The sequence below is a fragment of the Ruegeria sp. BF7 genome, assembly GCF_056538605.1.
This window is the reverse complement of record NZ_JBQFTM010000005.1, coordinates 34,365-52,630: the sequence shown is the minus strand read 5'-3', so window position 1 is coordinate 52,630 and position 18,266 is coordinate 34,365. Positions and strand designations below refer to the sequence as shown.

The window sequence follows — 18,266 nt, the reverse complement described above, 5'->3', positions numbered from 1 at the left end:
AGCCACATTAAACCGGTTTGGACCGGCATGTTGCAGCGCAGCGAATCTCGTTCCGGTAGCACGGCCCTGCCGGATTTCGCCTGAATCTCCACCTCCTCTGTCCGTCCGTTCGGTGCCCGCTGTAACTGGCCCGGTCTGAACAGACGACCACACAAACGGAGGCTACCATGTCTACTGCAAGTACATTCGAGCAAGAAATGCTGGCGCTGATTAATGATGAGCGCACATCCCGCGGGCTGAACCCGCTGAAGCTGGAAACCCGTCTGAATGACTCGGCCGAGGATCACAGCACCTGGATGCTGAACGCCGATACATTCAGCCACACCGGATCGAACGGTTCCAGCGCGACCGAGCGGATGCGGGACGCCGGGTTCGACTTTTCCGGCAACTGGAGGTCGGGTGAAAACATCGCCTGGCAATCGGAACGCGGCGCCGAGGGTATCAGTGACGATGTCGAACAACTGCACCAGAGCCTGATGAACAGCTCCGGCCACCGCGCCAATATTCTGAACCCTGACTACGAATATATCGGTATCGGTATCGAGGAAGGCGACTATAACGGTTGGGACGCCGTCATGGTGACCCAGAACTTTGCCACCACCGATGGCACCGTCGTGCTGGACAACGGCGCTGCGCCGACCCCGCCGGTTGAAGAGCCTGTTGCGGAAGAGCCCGTGGCGGAAGAGCCCGACACGGACGTTACCGAGACTGAAGAGCCGGCAGACGAAACGCCCGACACCGACGTCACCGAAACCGAGGAACCGGAAGACGAAACGCCCGACACCGATGTCACCGAGACCGAGGAACCGGAAGACGAAACGCCCGACACCGATGTCACCGAAACCGAGGAACCGGAAGGCGAAACGCCCGACACCGATGTCACTGAAGCCCCGGCGAGCGATTGCTTTGACGTGGAAGAGTTCCTTGCGGCGATCGAAGGTTTCGTCAACGACCTTCTGGTTCTGGTCGATGACTTCAGGCTGAACGATTCGCCGGCCACCGATACAGCGGCGGTTGAGGATGACTTCAGGCTGACCTCGGACATGTGTGATGACGCTCCGGCCGAAACCGATGTCACGCCGGACATGGGCGCGGACATGCAGGACGATTTCTTCACCTTCATCTCCATCGACAATTTCTGCATGATGGACTTCGCCTAACCTCAGAAACGGCCTGTGGGGCACCTGTTTGGTGCCCCGTTCCGATACGCAGAGGTATTCTGCGCGATTTTTTGCACAAATGAGGCAAAACCGGCGGTGACAATTCGCTCAGAAGGCCGGGGCGTCCAGTTTGCGACCTTATCCCGCCAAAGTCTCGCCATTAATGTCCCGCCAAAATAACGCAATCCACTGGAGGCAGAATCATGTCAACCGCTAGCGATCTAGAACGGCAGATGCTTGCATTGATCAATGCAGAGCGCGCGCGGGCGGGGCTGGCCCCCGTCCAGCTTGAACTCAACCTGAACGAGGCCGCCGAAGACCACAGTCAATGGATGTTGAACACCAATCGGTTCGACCATACTGGTGTCGGTGGTTCGCAACCTTGGGACCGGATGGAAGATGCCGGGTTCAATTTCGCGGGCAACTGGCGCGCAACCGAAAACATCGCCTGGCAGAGCGTTCGCGGCGAGCCTGGCCTGTCCGACGACGTTGTGAACCTGCACAACAGCCTGATGAACAGCCCGGGCCACAAGGCGAACATCCTTGACCCGAACGTCACCCTGGTTGGGATCGGCATCGAGGTCGGCAATTTCAGCGGCTACAACGCGATCATCGTGACACAGAACTTTGCCCGGACCACAGGCACGGTTCAACTGGATACAGGTGGCTCGACACCCGCACCCACGCCCGTCCCCGCGCCTGCACCCGCACCAGTTGAGCCGGGTCCTGAATATGTAAACGCCGGCACAATCGGAGACAGCGGGGATAACTGGTTCGCCCTGAAACTCGACCAGGCCGGGGCACTGGAAGGACGCGGCGGTAACGACACGCTTACCGGCGCAAACGGCGGCGATTTTCTTCACGGCGGTACGGGCAATGACACGTTGATCGGCTATGGCGGCAACGACGCCCTCATCGGCGGTCAGGGAACGGACCTTCTGAGAGGCGCGGACGGAAACGACTTTATCCAGGGCAGCCGGGGCAACGACAGGCTGCATGGCGGTAACGGCAATGACCTCATGCTGGGCGGCACCGAAAACGACCGGCTGCAATCCGGCAACGGCAATGACGTCTTGCGGGGTGAACGTGGCGAAGATGACCTTTTTGGCGGAGCGGGAAAGGACATTCTGTACGGTGGCCGCGACGACGACAACCTGACCGGCGGGTCCGGTTCAGACCTGTTCGTGTTCACCACCGGGAAGGACACCGTTTTGGACTTCTCCAGCGACGATTACATAGACCTCAGAGGCCCGGCCTCGATCACCGGGTACAGCGATCTGATGAACAATCACGTTTCGCAGTCCGGCAGCGACGTAGTCATCGACGACGGCAACGGCAACAGCCTGATTCTGGCGAACACGCAGGTGTCAGACCTGGCACAGGAGTATTTCCTGTTCTGATGTTCCCGACAGTCCAATCTGAAAACGCCCCCGGTTTCTGGGGCGTTTTTTCGTGATCAATAGATTTTGGGTACGTGCAACTCATCCGGCAGGACGCGGCGTTCGTACTCCGGGTTGTAGCGCCTGTCTGGCAGATTGACCTTTTCCTGCGGCACATCGGTGTAGGGAACTTTGGTCAGCAGATGCTCGATACAGTTCAGGCGTTCGCGTTTCTTGTCATTTCCTTCGACAATGTACCACGGTGCCTCGGGGATATTGGTGCGGAACAACATGTCCTCTTTGGCCTTGGTATAGGCCTCCCAGCGGATGCGGGATTCCAGATCCATCGGTGACAGTTTCCACTGTTTCATCGGGTCGTGGATACGCATGAGGAATCGCAGCTGCTGTTCTTCATCGGTGATCGAGAACCAGTATTTCAGCAGGATTATACCGGACCGCACCAGCATCCGTTCGAATTCGGGAACGTCCTGAAAGAACTGCTCAACCTGATCTTCGCTGGCAAAACCCATCACCCGCTCGACCCCGGCGCGGTTGTACCAGGAGCGGTCGAACAGAACGATCTCGCCCGCCGCAGGCAGGTGCGGAACGTAGCGCTGGAAATACCACTGACTCTGCTCGCGCCGGCTGGGCGCAGGCAGGGCGACAACGCGGGCAACCCGCGGGTTCAGGCGCTGGGTAATCCGCTTGATTACCCCCCCTTTGCCGGCACTGTCCCGGCCTTCGAACAGGATGCAAACCTTGGCCCCGGTATGCTGTACCCAGTCCTGAACCTTGATCAGTTCGGCCTGTAGGCGCAGCAGGTTGCGGAAGTAGACCTTGCGGTCCAACATGTTGGGGTGCTGGTCCTTGTAGATCTTTCGGATTTCCATCGAGAGCATAGGCTCGCTGAATTCAATCTCAAAATCTTCGTCCAGCGTGTCTTCCAACTCGGCTTCCAGCCAGTCTTTGGGGGCGTATTCGTTTTCGTAAGCCAAGGTCACATCCTTATCGTCTATCGGGTCCGGACCGTACAGGGCGTGTGTAACCGCCTGATGTCATCAGAGAAATTGATGAAACCCTCGCCAAGTATGCGCTGCGGACGCTGATACATGCAACGCAGGCGGGCGTTCGGCCTTTCCCTATTTGAACCCGCAAGCGACGGGACACAAGCGTCAGAATTGCCGCATTGCCAACGGGTTGGCATAAAACTGCCGTTTACGCCCTTGCCACGGACCACAATCCAACGGCAAAAACGGCCTGTCAAAGCATGAGACGACCGTGGCGCAATTTCTGTCCCTTCTGCCCGCTATTTGGCCCTGGTTCATCCTGATTGCCGCGCAAACAAGCGCCGTGTCGGGTCGACAGGGACTGGGCCTGACCCTGCTGGCCTTGCTCGGCTGCATCGCGCTGGCGCTTGGTCTGGTCACACCACTGGCGGTGGGGGTTGCGGGCCTTGGGATGCTGAGCGCGGCGGGGCTGCGGCTGCTTTACGGGCCTGTGGCTTTGGCCGGGCATCTGGCACTGATCCTGTGGTGCCTTGGGTTGGGGGCCCATCTGTTTCCCGGGTTTCACAACCTGCTGGTGCTGGACCGGGTACAGGCCGGGCCAGACAGTACCGACTTCACCATGTACCTGAATCTGGACAAGCCGCTGGTATTGTTTGCCGTTCTGCTGGCGTGGCCCGGAATGATCCAAGGTGCGAAACCGACCAAAGCCAAACCGCTGGTGGGTGGCCTGCTGCTGCTGCCTGCGCTTTTCCTGTTGGGGCTCACCACAGGCGCGGTCCGGCTGGAGGTCGGCCTGCCCCATTGGTGGATGGTTTTCGCGTTGTCGAACCTGTTTCTGACCTGCCTGACGGAAGAGGCCTTTTTCCGCGGCTATTTGCAATCGCTCCTCATCTCGAAAACCGGGACCACCTTGGGTATTGCAGTTGCCAGCCTGCTGTTCGGTCTGGTCCACGCGAGCGGAGGGCTGGCGCTGGTGGCGTTCGCATCGATCCTCGGGGCGGCCTGCGGGTTGGGCTACCATGCAACCGGGCGGCTCTGGGTTCCGGTTTTGATGCATTTCGGGTTTAACGCCCTGCATCTGACCCTGTTCACCTATCCCGGCCCGGTCTGATCGTCACACCGGCAGGGCGGTGGTCTTGAAGACTGTGCGCAATGCGAATGAGCTTTGCATCTGCGCCACCCCTGGCAAGCGCGACAGGTATTGGCGGTGGATGCGGGCAAAATCCTCGGTGTTTTCGGCGACGACCTTCAGAATGTAATCCGCCGTGCCCGCCATCAGATGACATTCAAGCACATCGGGAATGCGTGCCACGGCCTTTTCGAACGCGTCCAGAAGCTCTTCGGCCTGCCCCTGCAAGGTGATTTCGACAAACACCGTTGTCGGCACATTCATCTTGCGCGCATCCAGCAGTGCCACGTAATTGCGGATATACCCGTCCGCCTCCAGCCTCTGCACCCGTCGATGACAGGCCGACGGAGACAGATTCACCTGCTCGGACAGTTCAGCATTCGACATACGACCGTCACGCTGAAGGGCCGCCAAAATCTTTCTATCCGTCGTATCCAGGCTCATCGGCGCAAGTCCATTGCAAGTTTCCGTTAGAATACCGAAGATTCTCCCGAAAAAAACCCCAATCGCGGGCAGAGTTTCACAGAAATTGCGCTCCGAAACGCCCATTATTTATGCAGTTTATGAATGGAGGAGCGAGAAATGAAGATCGGTTGCCCCAAGGAAATCAAACCACAGGAATTTCGCGTCGGCATAACGCCCAACGCGGCGCAAGAGGCCGTCGCACGCGGCCACGAAGTTGTAATCGAGACCGGTGCCGGAATCGGTTCGGGATTTGACAACGACTCCTACATCGCCGCTGGCGCCCAGATCCTGGACACCGCAGAAGAGGTGTTTGCCACCGCCGACATGATCGTCAAGGTCAAGGAACCACAAGCGGTCGAGCGCAAGATGCTGCGCGAAGGTCAACTGTTGTTCACCTATCTGCATCTGGCACCGGACCCGGATCAGACCCATGATCTGTTGGAATCGGGTTGTACCGCAATCGCATATGAAACCGTGACCGACTCCAAAGGTGGCCTGCCGCTGCTGGCGCCGATGTCCGAAGTTGCGGGCCGTCTGGCACCGCAGGTCGGATCGTGGACTCTGCAAAAAGCCAATGGCGGCCGTGGTGTTCTGATGGGCGGCGTTCCGGGTGTTGGTCCGGCCAAAGTCATCGTGATCGGCGGCGGTGTCGTTGGTACTCACGCAGCCAAGATTGCCGCCGGGATGGGTGCAGATGTCACCGTTCTGGACCGCTCGCTGCCGCGCCTGCGCTATCTGGATGATGTTTTCGGTGGTACTTTCAAGAACCAATACTCGACAGCCGGCGCAACCGCCGAACTGATCCAGGATGCCGACCTGGTCATCGGCGCGGTTCTGATCCCGGGTGCTGCTGCTCCGAAGCTGATCAGCCGCGAACAACTGTCGACCATGAAACCCGGCGCGGCTCTGGTGGACGTGGCCATCGACCAAGGTGGCTGCTTTGAGACGTCGAAAGCCACCACTCACGCAGACCCGATCTACGACGTAGACGGCATCATGCACTACTGCGTCGCCAACATGCCCGGCGCGGTTGCCCGTACGTCCACCATCGCACTGGGCAACGCGACCATGCCGTTCATGTTGTCGCTGGCAGGCAAGGGCTGGAAACAGGCCTGCAAGGACGATGAGCACCTGTTGGCAGGTCTGAACGTCCACGCAGGTAAGTTGACCTACGAAGCTGTCGGCACTGCCCTCAACATCGACGTTGTCGATCCTACAACTCTACTAAACTAAGAGCACTCCTGCCTCTGAAAGCGTCCTTTTCCAAAGGGCGCTTTACAGACTTGGGCTGGGCGACGTGCCAAACGTGCAGCGCCCGGCCCAACTGGAGGAGGGCATTTCAATGCCCGATCGACGAGCGGAAGGCTTACGCCTCTTTGTGGATCTCCACCGAATGCGGATACGGGATCGAAACGCCCTTGGCATCGAACGCCTCTTTCACCGCCTTGGTGACTTCGAATTTCACATCCCAGTAATCCGCTGCGGCACACCACAGGCGCGCGGTCAGATCGACCGAGCTGTCGCCCAAGTTGGTCACCCGCACCCAGGGCTCAGGATCGCTGTGAATCCGCTCGTCTGCCTTGGCGACATCCAGAATGATCTTCATCGCCTCGTCCGCGCTGTCGCCATAGTCGATGCCAAACACCAGATCGACACGCCGCGTGTCATGCGCCGAGTAGTTGGTGATGATCGAACCCCAGCTTTGCCCGTTGGGCACGATGATCTGCACATTGTCCGGCGTCACCAGTTCGGTGGTGAACAGGTTCAGGTCCTTCACCGTTCCCGCAGTGCCGCCAATATCAACATATTGGCCCAACTTGTACGGGCGGAAAACCACCAGCATGACACCAGCCGCCAAATCGCTGAGTGTCCCCTGAAGCGCCAGACCAATTGCCAGCGACGCGGCACCCAGAATGGCAACAATGCTGGTGGCCTCGATCCCGAAAATCCCCAGAACGGCGACCAGAACCATCGCAAGGATGACCCATTTGACCAGACTGGCGACGAAATTGCCCAAGGTCGGGTCAATCTGCGGCGTCGCGTTGATCCGCCGACGCACCATTCCTGCAATCGCACCTGCCACGATCCAGCCTAGGATCAGAACGATCAGCGCTTTGACCGCGTTCATGATCAGCGGGGCAAACGCACCCACCTGTGTTACGACCTCATCCACGCGACTCTCCTTTCAACAGTCGGAAACCCGCGTCTGTCGCGCGGGATTCGCCAAAGTTTTAGCAAAAACAGCGGTTGGGTCTAGGTGCCAGTTTCCCCGGTTTTCCCCGTTATTGACCGACGAACGTCCACCAGTTGACGGGGCCAACAAGACGGCTGCAGATCGCACGGGCTGAGCACAGCCCTTGTTGCTGGCTGCTTAGCCCGGCAGCCTCCCGGTCAGAACGTAGCGCAACACCTCAACAACCTGAGAGGGCCGCTCGGCCACGGCCAGCGCAGCGGCGTCAACCTCTTTCAGCGCGTGCTGGTGGTCGGGGCCGTGTAGCACGATCAATGACTTGCCCAGCGCCGCCGCATAGCCCGCGTCAAAGGCTGCGTTCCACTGTTTGTACTTCTCGCCAAACCGGACAACGACCACATCGGCATCCGCAATACCCTTGCGGGTGCGGATCGCATTGACCATCGCGCCCTTGTGGTCGTGCCAGTACTTGTTTGGTTCGGCCCCCAGAATGGCAACACCGCAATCATCACTGGCGTCATGATCGGTGACGGGGCTGTTGAAGGTGATGTCCAATCCCTGTGCTCCGTCGATGATCTGTTCGCGCCAGTCAGTATGGATTTCGCCAGAGAGGTAAACGTTCAATCCCATGGGTGTCTCCTTAAACCTTTTGCGGCGACCCTAGTGCTATTGCTGCGACAACCCAAGAGAGGGATCGGGCAAAGGGAGTGGTTTTTCCCCTGCACCCGCAGGAGCTGAAAGGTCGTTGACCACTCTCGCAAATTCGACGACGTGCGAGTAAAGCAATGATTTTAAACAGTTTCCGACGACCACGGTTCGACCAGAGAAGAAACGGTTGGGACAGAAGAGGCAAGAATATGAGCAAGTTCTTGGACAGGTTCGATCGCGCCGGGCTGACGAAGAAAACTCAGGTACGGGACAAGCGTAGCCGTCAGCAAAACCGCGATATGGAAGATATGGCCCATATGCTGGGCGCCGCAGTCGCGCAGAAGATCAAAGCCGAACAGAAAGCAGCGACGAATGAGGAGCTTCGGGAAGAGATATTCAGACTTCAATAAGAAGTCTTGGACTTGAGATACAGCATCTACAAAAGAGAATGCCATCGCCTGGCGGACGAAGCCCAAACTCACTACTTAATGTTGTTGCGGGATCAAATCTGCCAAGATAACAGAACCAACAACCCAGCACGTCTACCAGCTTACAAAGACCCTGACACATTGCGCATTCCGTCGGGTGATCGCAAAGGGGAAGCAATGTCGCCAGCGGATCACGCTTACATCGATGCGTTCGCCAAAAAGTTTGTCGAGCGCTTCGCGAAAAAGTGGATCCACATTGATAGCTGGAAAGACTTTCTGCACGAAAATATCTCGTACTGAACAGGCGTCTACAAAACTAAAAAGGGGCTCCGATTTAGGAGGCCCTTTTTCTTGGAATGGTCATACAACCAGTCGGCTTAACCGCGCAGAACCCCGCCGGTGGCCTTGGTGACCTTGGCGATGATTTTCTCGGCCACCGCTTCGATGTCTTTTTCCTTCAGCGTCGCATCCGTCGGCTGCAGGCGCACAGTGATGGCCAGAGATTTCTTGCCCTCACCCAGGCTACCGCCGATGAATTCGTCAAAGACGCGCACACCCTCGATCAGTGCCTTGTCGGCTCCGGCTGCGGCGTTCACCAGTGTCAGCGCTTCGACACCTTCATCGACGACGAAGGCAAAGTCACGCTCGACCGCTTGCAGGTCACGCAGTTCCAACGCCGCCCGGGTCGCACCGGATTTCCGGGGCAGAGGCACCTCGTCCGGCCAGATGGTGAAGGCCATTGCCGGGCCTTTGATATCCATCGCCTGCAGGATACGCGGGTGCAGTTCACCGAACACGCCCAACACCTTTTTTGGGCCCAGACAAATCCTACCGTGACGGCCCGGATGCCACCAGGCATCACCTTCGCGCAGGATCTGCACCTTGGCGGGCGCACCGATAGCGGCCAGCACGGCCTCGGCATCGGCCTTGGCGTCGAAAACATCGACCGGGCGCGAGGCGCCATGCACGTCCTTGGGACCGTTGCGGCCAACCAGCAGGCCGGTGATTTGGGTTTTCTGGTCGCCGGGCTCTCCATCGTGGAAGACGGGGCCGACCTCGAACAGCGCCACGTCAGCATAGCCGCGCGCCTGATTGCGGGCGGCAGCCTGCAGCAGGCCGGGCAGCAGATCAGGGCGCATATGGCTCATCTCGGACGAGATAGGGTTTTCCAGCTGAGTCGCCGCGTCCCCACCACCGAACAGCGCCGCCGAGGCCTGATCGATGAACGTATAGGACACACATTCGTTGTACCCCAGCGCCGCACAGGTGCGCCGTGCCATGGATTGACGGCGCTGCGTCGGGGTCATCACCGGTTTCGGGATACCCTCGGAAATACGCGGCAGAGGTTTACCCTGCAGCTTGGTCAGCGAGGCAATCCGCGCGACCTCTTCCACCAGATCGGCCTCGCCCATGATATCGGGGCGCCAGCTGGGGACATGGGCCATCTCACCTTCCAGACGGAAACCCAGACGGGTCAGGGTCTGGCGCTGCTCGCTCTCGGGGATGTCCATACCGACCAGAGACTGAACCCGCTCGGCATCCAGCTTATAAGCGCGCGCGTGGTTCGGGGCTTTGCCGGCCTCGACCACCTTAGACACCTCGCCACCGCAGATATCCAGGATCATCTGTGTCGCCTGCTCCAACCCTTCCAGGGTGTATTCAGGGTCCACACCGCGCTCGAACCGGTACCGCGCGTCCGAGTTGATCTTCAGCGCACGACCGGTCAGCGCGATCTGCACATGATCCCAGAACGCGCTTTCGAGGAACACGTTCACCGTGTCCTCGGTACAACCGGTTTTCTCGCCGCCCATGATACCGGCGATGGATTCCGGGCTCTTGTCATCCGAAATCACCATCATGCCGGGCTGCAGGGTGTATTCTTTCTCATCCAGCGCTACCAGCGTCTCGCCTCCCTTGGCACGGTGAACGCGCAGGTTGCCCTGCACCTTGTCCGCATCAAAGACGTGCAGTGGGCGGTTCTGGTCGAAGGTCATGTAGTTGGTGATATCCACCAAAGCCGAGATCGGACGCAGACCGATTGCCTTCAGCTGATCCTGCAGCCATTGCGGGCTGGGGCCGTTCTTGACGCCCTTGATCAGACGACCGGTGAAATGCGGCGCCCCGTCCAGAGTATCCTCGTCGATGGTCACCTTTATCGGGCTTTCGAAATCGCCCGGCACCGGCACATAGTCACGCTCTTTCAGCGTACCCACACCCCGCGCCGCCAGATCGCGTGCGATGCCCGTCACGCCCAGCGCATCGGGGCGGTTCGGCGTGATCGCGATCTCGATCATCGGATCGACCTTGGACGGGTCATTCTCGGCCAGCCAGTCGATGAACTTGTCACCCACCTCGCCCGAGGGCAGCTCGATAATGCCGTCATGCTCGTCCGACAGCTCCAGCTCGCGTTCCGAGGCCATCATGCCAAAGCTCTCGACGCCACGGATCTTGCCGACGCTGATGGTCAAGTCCAGACCGGGGATATACATGCCCGGTTTGCAAACCACGACGGTGATGCCCTCACGCGCGTTGGGTGCACCGCAGATGATCTGCAGCTCACCTTCATCCGTGACCACCTTGCAGACGCGCAGCTTGTCGGCGTCGGGGTGTTTCTCGGCATGTTTCACATAGCCCAGCGTAAAGCCTGCCAGCCGGTCCGCCGGGTTCACAATCTCTTCGACCTCAAGCCCGAGATCGGTCAGCGCTTCGGCGATCTCATCAACCGAGGCGTCAGTGTCGAGGTGGTCTTTCAGCCAGGACAGAGTGAATTTCATTGCACGGGGCCTTTTTTGGCAAACATCCAGTCGGCACAGGCAATGGCAAAGATTGCGCCGGGGTGCAAGCGCTGCGCGTCACGGATAGGTGGGGGTGCGGCCCAAAAGCTCGTCCAATTGCCAGCCGATCCAGCCATGGGGGATGAAATGCCCGCCGGGATGGGTGTCCAGCACCACCTGCCCCTGCGCGCAATCGGTCCATTCCACACGGCTGAGCGTCAGGAACGGTTTCACGCTCCAATCCCCGCGCGGGGTGGCGCCGTTGCAGTTGTACTTCTCGCGCCATAGCGTCACCGGATAGGTCGTGTCACCACCCGCGCCATAGGGGAAATCCATCACCGTATCGCTAAGACCGTGCACATGGCGCACCTCGCGCGGGGCTTCGGGGCAGGCTTCGGTCTGGCGGATGCTGCCCGCAACGGCCAACAGCGCCGCCGTGTCATTGCCGGACTGGCAGACATAGCGCCACGCCATCGCGCCGCCGAAGGAATAACCCGAGACATAGATGCGGTCCGGGTCAATCGGATAGCGTCTTGCCACATCCTCTAACACCCGATCAGCAAAGGGCACGTCGCCAGTCTCCGACGACCAGAAATCCCAGCTTTTGCCCAGCCCGTTCGGGGCCACAAGCAACACGCCACGCAGTTTCGTGGCCCCGGCAATGCGTTCATGGTTCACCACTACCGTCCCCTGCCGCGACCAACCATGGAAATGCAGCAACACCGGCAGAGGCGTTTCGCCATCCCACCCGTCCGGTTCCAGCACATGATACGAGCGGTCACCAATCCGACAAGCGGCATCGCCATGACACTTCTGCGCGGCCAGCGCCGGAGAGGCTATCAGCATCAGAAAGAAAATCAGTCGGTACATCATAGTCCGGAGCCTACCGACCCCACGCTCGCTGTCACTTAACAACCCCGTGGGGGCGTGTAACAAGCCGCGCGATCGCCAGACCGCGGGATGGTGATCCTCGGGTAGTGGTGGGCAGTTTATGTTGGCCAAACCCGTGTATCGTTCAAACGTTGTGCCGACGGAGACAAATCGCCAGCCCGTCCGGGCGGTCTGGCGATGGCGCGGTGGCCTGTCGGCCTTTGCTCCGCGCTGCTAATTCGACCGTTTTTTCGCGAACTCATCAATGAACTTCTTAGCCAAGGCTTTTTGATCCTCGGTTTCTTTACTCGGATTCAGCTTCTTAGAAACGCCTAAGAGCGCCGCCCACATTCCCGGAACTAACGCTACTGCCACGATCAGCAAGACCCACGCAAAGGACGATCCGAACAAACGGATTACCGGAAACTGGAGAACGTTTGCCGCAACAATTATTCCGATCAGCCATAGAAATGGAGCCTTGGCCACGCGAAGGTGCCACCAATCGATGTAACGAGCCAGATAAAAAACCAGCGGATACACTTACCGGCTCAAACCACCATGCAGGTTCGGCATATCCAGCGCTGCAAACCCGTAATGGCGCAGCCAACGTAAGTCAGAATCAAAGAACGCCCGCAGATCCGGGATGCCGTATTTCAGCATCGCCAGACGGTCGATGCCGATGCCAAAGGCAAAGCCCTGATAAACTTCCGGATCAATCCCACCGGCGGCGATCACCTTGGGGTGGACCATGCCCGAGCCCAGAATCTCCATCCAGTCGTCGCCCTCGCCGATCTTCAGCTGACCGTTGTCCCAGGAACAGCGGATATCGACCTCGGCCGACGGCTCGGTGAAGGGGAAGTGCGAGGCGCGGAAGCGCAGTTCGACATCGTCGACCTCGAAGAACGCCTTCACGAACTCTTCCAGAACCCATTTCAGGTTCGCCATCGAGATGTCCTTGTCGATGGCCAGACCTTCGACCTGATGGAACATCGGCGTGTGGGTCTGGTCATAGTCGGCGCGGTAGACGCCGCCGGGACAAATGACGCGGATCGGCGCGCCCTGTTTCTCCATCGAGCGAATCTGCACCGGCGAGGTATGGGTGCGCAGCACATGCGGCGGGCGATTGTCGCCCTCGGCGCGGTGCATGTAGAACGTATCCATCTCGGCCCGCGCAGGATGGTGGCCGGGGATGTTCAGGGCGTCGAAATTGTACCAGTCGTCTTCGATCCGCGGCCCTTCGGCCACCGAGAAGCCCAGTTCGGCAAAGATCGCGGTCAGTTCCTCGGTCGCCTGGCTGATCGGGTGGATCGAGCCCTGACGGTGCGCGCGGGTCGGCAGGGTGACGTCCAGCCATTCGGTGCGCAGACGCTCATCCAGCGCGGCATCGGCCAGAGCGGCTTTCTTGGCGGACAGGGCCGAATTGATCTCATCCTTCAGGGCGTTCAGCGCGGGGCCTGCGACCTGACGCTCTTCGGGGGTCATTTTGCCCAGCTCGCGCATCTTCAGCGCGACCTCGCCTTTTTTGCCCACGGCAGCGACGCGGATCGCCTCAAGCGCGTTTTCGTCGCCGGCCTCGGCGATTTGGCCCAGATATTTTGCCTTAAGATCGTCCATGACGCCCTCTGAATTTGGTCGGGAACCTGCTATCGGGCCAGCCCCGCGAATGCAAGCCGGACTGAACGGATCAGTAGCTGTATTCCGGGAACACCCGTGTCAGATCGCCATTCCAGTCGCCATTGTAGTGTTCCAGCAACTCATCGGCCGGAACCTTGCCGGTCTCAAGGCTGTCTTTCAGCGCGTTCAGAAAATGCGTTTCATCGGGCACCAGACCGCCTGCACCGGGGAAGGCGCGGGATTTCAGACCAGCCTCAGAGATCGCAACCACCTCGCGCGCCAGGTCGTGCATGTTGATTTTGCCGACCTGAGCTTGCAGCCCGTCTTTGGCAGCCTCAATGCGCAAGGCTTCACGGGTTTCGGCATCCCAGCCTTTGACCAGATCCCATGCCGCATCCAGCGCGCTTTGGTCATAGGTCAGGCCAACCCAGAATGCGGGTAGCGCACAAAGACGACGCCACGGGCCCCCGTCGGCCCCGCGCATCTCCATGAATTTCTTGATCCGCGCTTCCGGGAAGGCAGTGGTAAGATGATCGGCCCAATCGGACAGGGTCGGCGTCTCACCCGGCAGCGCGGGCAGTTTGCCCTGCAGAAAGTCGCGGAAGGACATGCCCAGCGCGTCGACATATTGGCCATCGCGATAGACGAAGTACATCGGCACATCGAGCGCGTATTGCACGTAGCGCTCGAACCCGAAGCCCTCTTCGAACACGAAGGGCAGCATCCCGGTGCGCGCATCGTCCAGATGCCGCCAGATATAGCTGCGCCAGCTTTTCTGGCCGTTGACCTTGCCTTCAAAGAAAGGAGAATTTGCAAACAGCGCCGTCGCCACCGGCTGCAGGGCCAGCGCCACGCGCAGTTTCTGCACCATGTCGGCCTCGGATCCGAAGTCGATATTGACCTGCACCGTACAGGTGCGCCGCATCATGGCGCGGCCCATGGTGCCAACTTTCTCCATGTAGTCGTTCATCAGCCGATAACGCCCTTTGGGCATCAATGGCATCTCGTCATGGGTCCAGATCGGAGCGGCACCCAGACCGATGAAACCAACGCCGATCTCGTCGGCGATGTCCTTCACCTCGCGCAGGTGGGTATTCACCTCATCGCAGGTCTCGTGGATCGTCTCCAGCGGAGCCCCCGACAGTTCCAGCGCGCCACCGGGTTCGAGGCTGACGTTGGCGCCGTCCTTTTCCAGACCGATCAGTTTGTCGCTTTCGCGCACTTCGGCCCAGCCATGACGGTCCCGCAGACCTTCAAGGACGGCAACAATGGATCGCGTTCCTTCAAACGGCAGCGGTTTCAGGGTGTCCTTGCAATAGCCGAACTTCTCGTGCTCGGTCCCGATGCGCCAATCCTGCTTGGGCTTGCAGCCCGATTCCAGGTATTCGGCCAGTTGCTCATGACGTTCGATCGGCCCGCCGCCGGATTGGGGGATGGACATGAATTGCGCTCCGATCCTGATGTGTCTGTTTAGTTGGTCAGTCGTGGGGGCAAACCGCGTCAGTGTCAATGCAGCCTAAGGTGGGCAGGACGGGATGGTGTGCGTTCCCAAATCACTACCGGATGCGCCGCCCCGCTGTTCAGTTCGGCCAGCATTTGTTCGGTTTTCAACCCCGGCAGGGCCGAGAAAACATCGAACAGCGCCTCGGCCCCTTCGGCATTCACAGGAATGTGAAGCACTGGCTGACCCGGCTGTTCCAGCACCCAATGCGCCGGAGACGCGGTCGGGTCCAGCGCCAGCCGTACGATTTCCCGCGCGGCAACCATGCCGCCGTCCAGCGGGCCAAGATATATGATCTGGCCTTCGTCGATGGTCACCACACCGGGGCCGCCGACGCCCGTACGAAAACGGGCACGCTGAATTCCGATCACGGCCAGCGCCACCGATACTGCCACCAGCACCCAACCCAGCCATCCTAGCAGCCCGCCGGGGCCGCTGATCCAGCTGAGACCGACCAGCAGCACTAGCCCCGCCGCCAGCACTTCGCGCCAGCGCCACAGGGTCAGTTTGGCTTCGGGTCGGATGAAACTCATGCCGGGTCCTCGGGGTTGGTGAACAGGATCAGAGAAAACTGCCCTGCGGGTTTGAAGCCAATACCCATATAGGCACGCGCCGCGGAATCAGAAGCCGCGAACAGAACCGCGCGGGACGCCCCGCCGTTGCGGGCCTCAACCAGATGCAGCGCGACGGCCAGCCGGGCATAGCCGCGCCCGCGTTGGTTGGGAGGGGTATAGACCCCTCCGATCTGCACGACCTCGGGCAGGCGGGCATTGAACCCGGTCATTGCGACGGGTCGGTCATCGATCTGCAGAACCCGGTGCGAGTCGCGCTCCGCATAGGTCGCAATGTCTTTTTTCGCCTGCACCTGCGCGCGCCCTGTGGTAAAGTCCATTGCCTCGACCAGGTAGCTTTCACGCCAGGCTTCGGGAATGGAACGATCAACATCACTGAGCGGCACCAACTTCGCTCCGGTTGTGTACGGCAGGACAAGGTCGCTCAGTTGCAGGGTAAAGCCGGGCTCATCGCTGTTCAGGGTGGCGGGACGGTTTTTCCAGCCTGCGAGTTGCATGATTCGGCGCGCCTGCGTCGCCTCGGATGCCACTCCGAACAGTTTGTGACCCCGGATCAGATCGATTGCCCCAGCAAGGTCCTGGTCCGAACAATCGGGGCATTGCGCCATCACCATGCCTTCGTTGGTGACGGAGAATACAGCGCGCGGACCATCCCCCAGCACCCACATTTCCACCGAGCGCGGGTCATCGCCGCGCAGGCCGAAATCACGCAGGTTGGCCAAGGGGAACATTGAGGTCTGGATGTGCTGCGACAGGAATATGTCGATCTTTGGTACGTCTGCATCCGTCGCCAACCGCCACGTCACGACCAATCCCCCAGCGCCTGCTGCCACATTGTCAGCGATGCCACCGCCGCCGTGTCTGCCCGCAGAATGCGCGGGCCAAGGCTGACCACATGGGCATAGGGCAAATCGGTCAGACGCGCGCGCTCACGATCCGAGAAACCGCCCTCGGGGCCGATCAGAATCGCCCAGGGCAGACCCTTTTCGTTAGCCGCCAGACGCAGGGCCGAGCCGACCTCGGCCTCGTTGCAGAACATCAGCTGTCGGCCTTCGGGCCACACGTCCAGAACGCGGTCCAACCGTTGCAGATCAGCAACCTCGGGCACGAACGTCCCGCCGCATTGCTCGGCGGCCTCGACGGCATGGGCCTGTAGACGGTCCTGACGAATGCGTTCGGAATTGGTGAACTCGGTCTGCACCGGCAGGATACGCGCCGCGCCCATTTCCGCCGCCTTTTCGACGATGAAATCGGTACGCGCCTTTTTGATCGGCGCGAACAGGAACCACAGGTCGGGCGGCAGTTGCAAAGGTCTGGTCTGTTCCACGCAGGTCAAAACTCCGCCGCGCTTGCCGACCTCGGCCACCTCGGCCAGCCACTCTCCGTCCTTGCCGTTGAACAGGGCCACCTGCCCCCCCACGGTCAGACGCATGACGCCGAACAGGTAATGGGCCTGCTCGCGCGTCAAATCTACCGATTGCCCCTGACCCAGAGGGTGCTCTACATACAGTCTGATCTTTGCACTCATGAGACGTTACATATGCAAGGCAACGCCCCAACACCAGACGGTCAGGTCGCAGATGCGGTATCCGGCAACTGGGTCGACACACACGCACCCGCTTTCGCCCGCCCCTACCTGCGCCTCAGCCGCGCGGACCGGCCCATCGGCACGTGGCTGCTGCTGATTCCCTGCTGGTGGGGTCTGGCGCTGGCGATCCTCAGCGATGGCAATCCACGGTGGGAGGATCTGTGGGTCGCAATCGGTTGTGCCATCGGCGCCTTCCTGATGCGCGGCGCGGGCTGCACCTGGAACGACATCACAGACCGCAAATTCGACGGTCAGGTCGAGCGCACACGATCACGCCCGATTCCCTCTGGTCAGGTCAGCGTGCGTCAGGCGGTGCTCTGGATGGGCCTGCAATGCCTGCTGGCACTGGGGATACTGCTGAGCTTCAACCAGGCCGCTATTGCAATGGGCGTGCTGTCTCTGTTGCCGGTGACAATCTACCCCTATGCCAAGCGGTTCACGTGGTGGCCGCAGGTGTTTTTGGGGCTGGCCTTCAACTGGGGCATCTTGCTGGCTTGGGCGGCGCATACGGGCACGGTCGGCCTGCCCGCGATCACGCTCTATCTGGCGGGCATCGCCTGGACGCTGTTTTATGACACGATCTATGCCCATCAGGACGCCGAAGATGACGAACTGATCGGCATCAAGTCGACCGCCCGGCTGTTTGGCACCGACACTGCGCGCTGGCTGAAATACTTTCTTGTGGCCACGGTCTTTCTGATGGGGCTGGCGATCATCGACGGGGTGTTGGCACAGGCCTCGGTACTGGCGCTGGCCGTTGCCTTGGGTGGACCCTGGGCGATGGGCTGGCACATGTCGTGGCAGCTGCGCGGTCTGGATATCGAAGACAACGCGAAACTGCTGCAATTGTTCCGTGCCAACCGGGATACCGGCCTTATTCCGCTGATCTTCCTCTGCGTCGCGCTGTTGCTCTGATTGCACCTTGGCGCGGGGCTAGGTA

Annotated in this window: 19 protein-coding genes; 7 read left to right on the top strand and 12 right to left on the bottom strand. The window is 60.1% G+C overall.

Features of this window, described 5'->3' with window-relative positions; all coding sequences use genetic code 11:
- The first annotated feature begins 167 nt into the window (after positions 1–167).
- The gene (locus tag ACR0IK_RS12690) at positions 168–1,160 is read left to right on the top strand and encodes a CAP domain-containing protein (RefSeq protein WP_480641757.1); all 993 of its coding nucleotides are present in this window, start codon (positions 168–170) and stop codon (positions 1,158–1,160) included.
- A gap of 203 nt (positions 1,161–1,363) precedes the next feature.
- On the top strand, positions 1,364–2,560 hold the full coding sequence (locus ACR0IK_RS12685) for a CAP domain-containing protein (protein ID WP_480592665.1): 1,197 nt from the start codon (positions 1,364–1,366) through the stop codon (positions 2,558–2,560).
- Positions 2,561–2,616: 56 nt separating this feature from the next.
- Here ACR0IK_RS12685 and ppk2 read toward each other — a convergent pair whose 3' ends face one another.
- A complete protein-coding gene (ppk2, locus tag ACR0IK_RS12680; RefSeq protein WP_480592663.1) occupies positions 2,617–3,534 on the bottom strand; it encodes a polyphosphate kinase 2 in 918 nt (305 codons plus the stop codon).
- 283 nt (positions 3,535–3,817) lie between these two features.
- On the opposite strand from ppk2, the gene ACR0IK_RS12675 reads away from it, so the two are divergent.
- Complete coding sequence (locus tag ACR0IK_RS12675; protein WP_480641756.1) at positions 3,818–4,657, top strand: CPBP family intramembrane glutamic endopeptidase; 840 nt, start codon at positions 3,818–3,820, stop codon at positions 4,655–4,657.
- 3 nt (positions 4,658–4,660) lie between these two features.
- Here the strand turns inward: ACR0IK_RS12675 and ACR0IK_RS12670 are convergent, their stop codons facing one another.
- The gene (locus tag ACR0IK_RS12670; RefSeq protein WP_480429839.1) at positions 4,661–5,119 is read right to left on the bottom strand and encodes an Lrp/AsnC family transcriptional regulator; all 459 of its coding nucleotides are present in this window, start codon (positions 5,117–5,119) and stop codon (positions 4,661–4,663) included.
- A gap of 138 nt (positions 5,120–5,257) precedes the next feature.
- Here ACR0IK_RS12670 and ald point away from each other — a divergent pair, with 138 nt between their 5' ends.
- Positions 5,258–6,373 carry an alanine dehydrogenase gene (gene ald, locus ACR0IK_RS12665; RefSeq protein ID WP_480641755.1) on the top strand — a complete coding sequence of 372 codons (1,116 nt, stop codon included), beginning with the start codon at positions 5,258–5,260 and terminating at the stop codon, positions 6,371–6,373.
- A gap of 133 nt (positions 6,374–6,506) precedes the next feature.
- On the opposite strand, the gene ACR0IK_RS12660 is transcribed toward ald, so the two are convergent.
- On the bottom strand, positions 6,507–7,313 hold the full coding sequence (locus ACR0IK_RS12660) for a mechanosensitive ion channel family protein (protein WP_480641754.1): 807 nt from the start codon (positions 7,311–7,313) through the stop codon (positions 6,507–6,509).
- Between the two features lie 198 nt (positions 7,314–7,511).
- Positions 7,512–7,961, bottom strand: a complete 450-nt coding sequence (locus tag ACR0IK_RS12655; protein ID WP_480641753.1) for a YtoQ family protein — start codon at positions 7,959–7,961, stop codon at positions 7,512–7,514.
- A gap of 227 nt (positions 7,962–8,188) precedes the next feature.
- Here ACR0IK_RS12655 and ACR0IK_RS12650 point away from each other — a divergent pair, with 227 nt between their 5' ends.
- Both ACR0IK_RS12650 and ACR0IK_RS12645 read left to right on the top strand, forming a co-directional pair.
- Positions 8,189–8,389: a hypothetical protein gene (locus ACR0IK_RS12650; RefSeq protein ID WP_480641752.1), complete on the top strand. Its 201-nt coding sequence runs from the start codon at positions 8,189–8,191 to the stop codon at positions 8,387–8,389.
- Positions 8,390–8,401: 12 nt separating this feature from the next.
- On the top strand, positions 8,402–8,707 hold the full coding sequence (locus ACR0IK_RS12645; RefSeq protein ID WP_480641751.1) for a hypothetical protein: 306 nt from the start codon (positions 8,402–8,404) through the stop codon (positions 8,705–8,707).
- A 77-nt stretch (positions 8,708–8,784) separates the two neighbouring features.
- Here the strand turns inward: ACR0IK_RS12645 and pheT are convergent, their stop codons facing one another.
- From pheT to ACR0IK_RS12605, 8 genes are all read right to left on the bottom strand, one after another.
- Positions 8,785–11,181 (bottom strand): phenylalanine--tRNA ligase subunit beta, encoded by a 2,397-nt coding sequence (gene pheT, locus ACR0IK_RS12640; protein ID WP_480641750.1) that lies wholly within the window; start codon positions 11,179–11,181, stop codon positions 8,785–8,787.
- A 78-nt stretch (positions 11,182–11,259) separates the two neighbouring features.
- Positions 11,260–12,054 (bottom strand): CE1 family esterase, encoded by a 795-nt coding sequence (locus tag ACR0IK_RS12635; protein WP_480641749.1) that lies wholly within the window; start codon positions 12,052–12,054, stop codon positions 11,260–11,262.
- A gap of 231 nt (positions 12,055–12,285) precedes the next feature.
- Complete coding sequence (locus ACR0IK_RS12630; RefSeq protein ID WP_480641748.1) at positions 12,286–12,591, bottom strand: hypothetical protein; 306 nt, start codon at positions 12,589–12,591, stop codon at positions 12,286–12,288.
- Positions 12,592–13,665, bottom strand: coding sequence for a phenylalanine--tRNA ligase subunit alpha (pheS, locus tag ACR0IK_RS12625; protein ID WP_480641747.1), 1,074 nt, complete (start codon positions 13,663–13,665; stop codon positions 12,592–12,594). It abuts the gene before it with no gap.
- 70 nt (positions 13,666–13,735) lie between these two features.
- Entirely contained in the window at positions 13,736–15,106 is a 1,371-nt protein-coding gene (locus tag ACR0IK_RS12620; protein WP_480641746.1) for a glutamate--cysteine ligase, read from the bottom strand.
- A 65-nt stretch (positions 15,107–15,171) separates the two neighbouring features.
- Positions 15,172–15,699, bottom strand: a complete 528-nt coding sequence (locus tag ACR0IK_RS12615) for a hypothetical protein (protein WP_480641745.1) — start codon at positions 15,697–15,699, stop codon at positions 15,172–15,174.
- Complete coding sequence (locus ACR0IK_RS12610) at positions 15,696–16,544, bottom strand: GNAT family N-acetyltransferase (protein ID WP_480641744.1); 849 nt, start codon at positions 16,542–16,544, stop codon at positions 15,696–15,698. Before ACR0IK_RS12610 ends, ACR0IK_RS12615 begins: the two co-directional genes overlap by 4 nt.
- Positions 16,541–17,266, bottom strand: a complete 726-nt coding sequence (locus ACR0IK_RS12605) for a 16S rRNA (uracil(1498)-N(3))-methyltransferase (RefSeq protein WP_480641743.1) — start codon at positions 17,264–17,266, stop codon at positions 16,541–16,543. Before ACR0IK_RS12605 ends, ACR0IK_RS12610 begins: the two co-directional genes overlap by 4 nt.
- A 12-nt stretch (positions 17,267–17,278) precedes the next feature.
- On the opposite strand from ACR0IK_RS12605, the gene ubiA reads away from it, so the two are divergent.
- On the top strand, positions 17,279–18,241 hold the full coding sequence (ubiA, locus tag ACR0IK_RS12600; protein ID WP_480641742.1) for a 4-hydroxybenzoate octaprenyltransferase: 963 nt from the start codon (positions 17,279–17,281) through the stop codon (positions 18,239–18,241).
- The last annotated feature ends 25 nt before the right edge of the window (positions 18,242–18,266 follow it).

Coding starts and splice junctions, on each gene's coding strand:
- ACR0IK_RS12690 (WP_480641757.1), top strand. CDS start 168: ATGTCTACTGCAAGTACATTCGAGCAAGAAATGCTGGCGCTGATTAAT.
- ACR0IK_RS12685 (WP_480592665.1), top strand. CDS start 1,364: ATGTCAACCGCTAGCGATCTAGAACGGCAGATGCTTGCATTGATCAAT.
- ACR0IK_RS12670 (WP_480429839.1), bottom strand. CDS start 5,119: ATGAGCCTGGATACGACGGATAGAAAGATTTTGGCGGCCCTTCAGCGT.
- ald (WP_480641755.1), top strand. CDS start 5,258: ATGAAGATCGGTTGCCCCAAGGAAATCAAACCACAGGAATTTCGCGTC.
- ACR0IK_RS12655 (WP_480641753.1), bottom strand. CDS start 7,961: ATGGGATTGAACGTTTACCTCTCTGGCGAAATCCATACTGACTGGCGC.
- ACR0IK_RS12650 (WP_480641752.1), top strand. CDS start 8,189: ATGAGCAAGTTCTTGGACAGGTTCGATCGCGCCGGGCTGACGAAGAAA.
- pheT (WP_480641750.1), bottom strand. CDS start 11,181: ATGAAATTCACTCTGTCCTGGCTGAAAGACCACCTCGACACTGACGCC.
- ACR0IK_RS12635 (WP_480641749.1), bottom strand. CDS start 12,054: ATGATGTACCGACTGATTTTCTTTCTGATGCTGATAGCCTCTCCGGCG.
- pheS (WP_480641747.1), bottom strand. CDS start 13,665: ATGGACGATCTTAAGGCAAAATATCTGGGCCAAATCGCCGAGGCCGGC.
- ACR0IK_RS12620 (WP_480641746.1), bottom strand. CDS start 15,106: ATGTCCATCCCCCAATCCGGCGGCGGGCCGATCGAACGTCATGAGCAA.
- ACR0IK_RS12615 (WP_480641745.1), bottom strand. CDS start 15,699: ATGAGTTTCATCCGACCCGAAGCCAAACTGACCCTGTGGCGCTGGCGC.
- ACR0IK_RS12605 (WP_480641743.1), bottom strand. CDS start 17,266: ATGAGTGCAAAGATCAGACTGTATGTAGAGCACCCTCTGGGTCAGGGG.
- ubiA (WP_480641742.1), top strand. CDS start 17,279: ATGCAAGGCAACGCCCCAACACCAGACGGTCAGGTCGCAGATGCGGTA.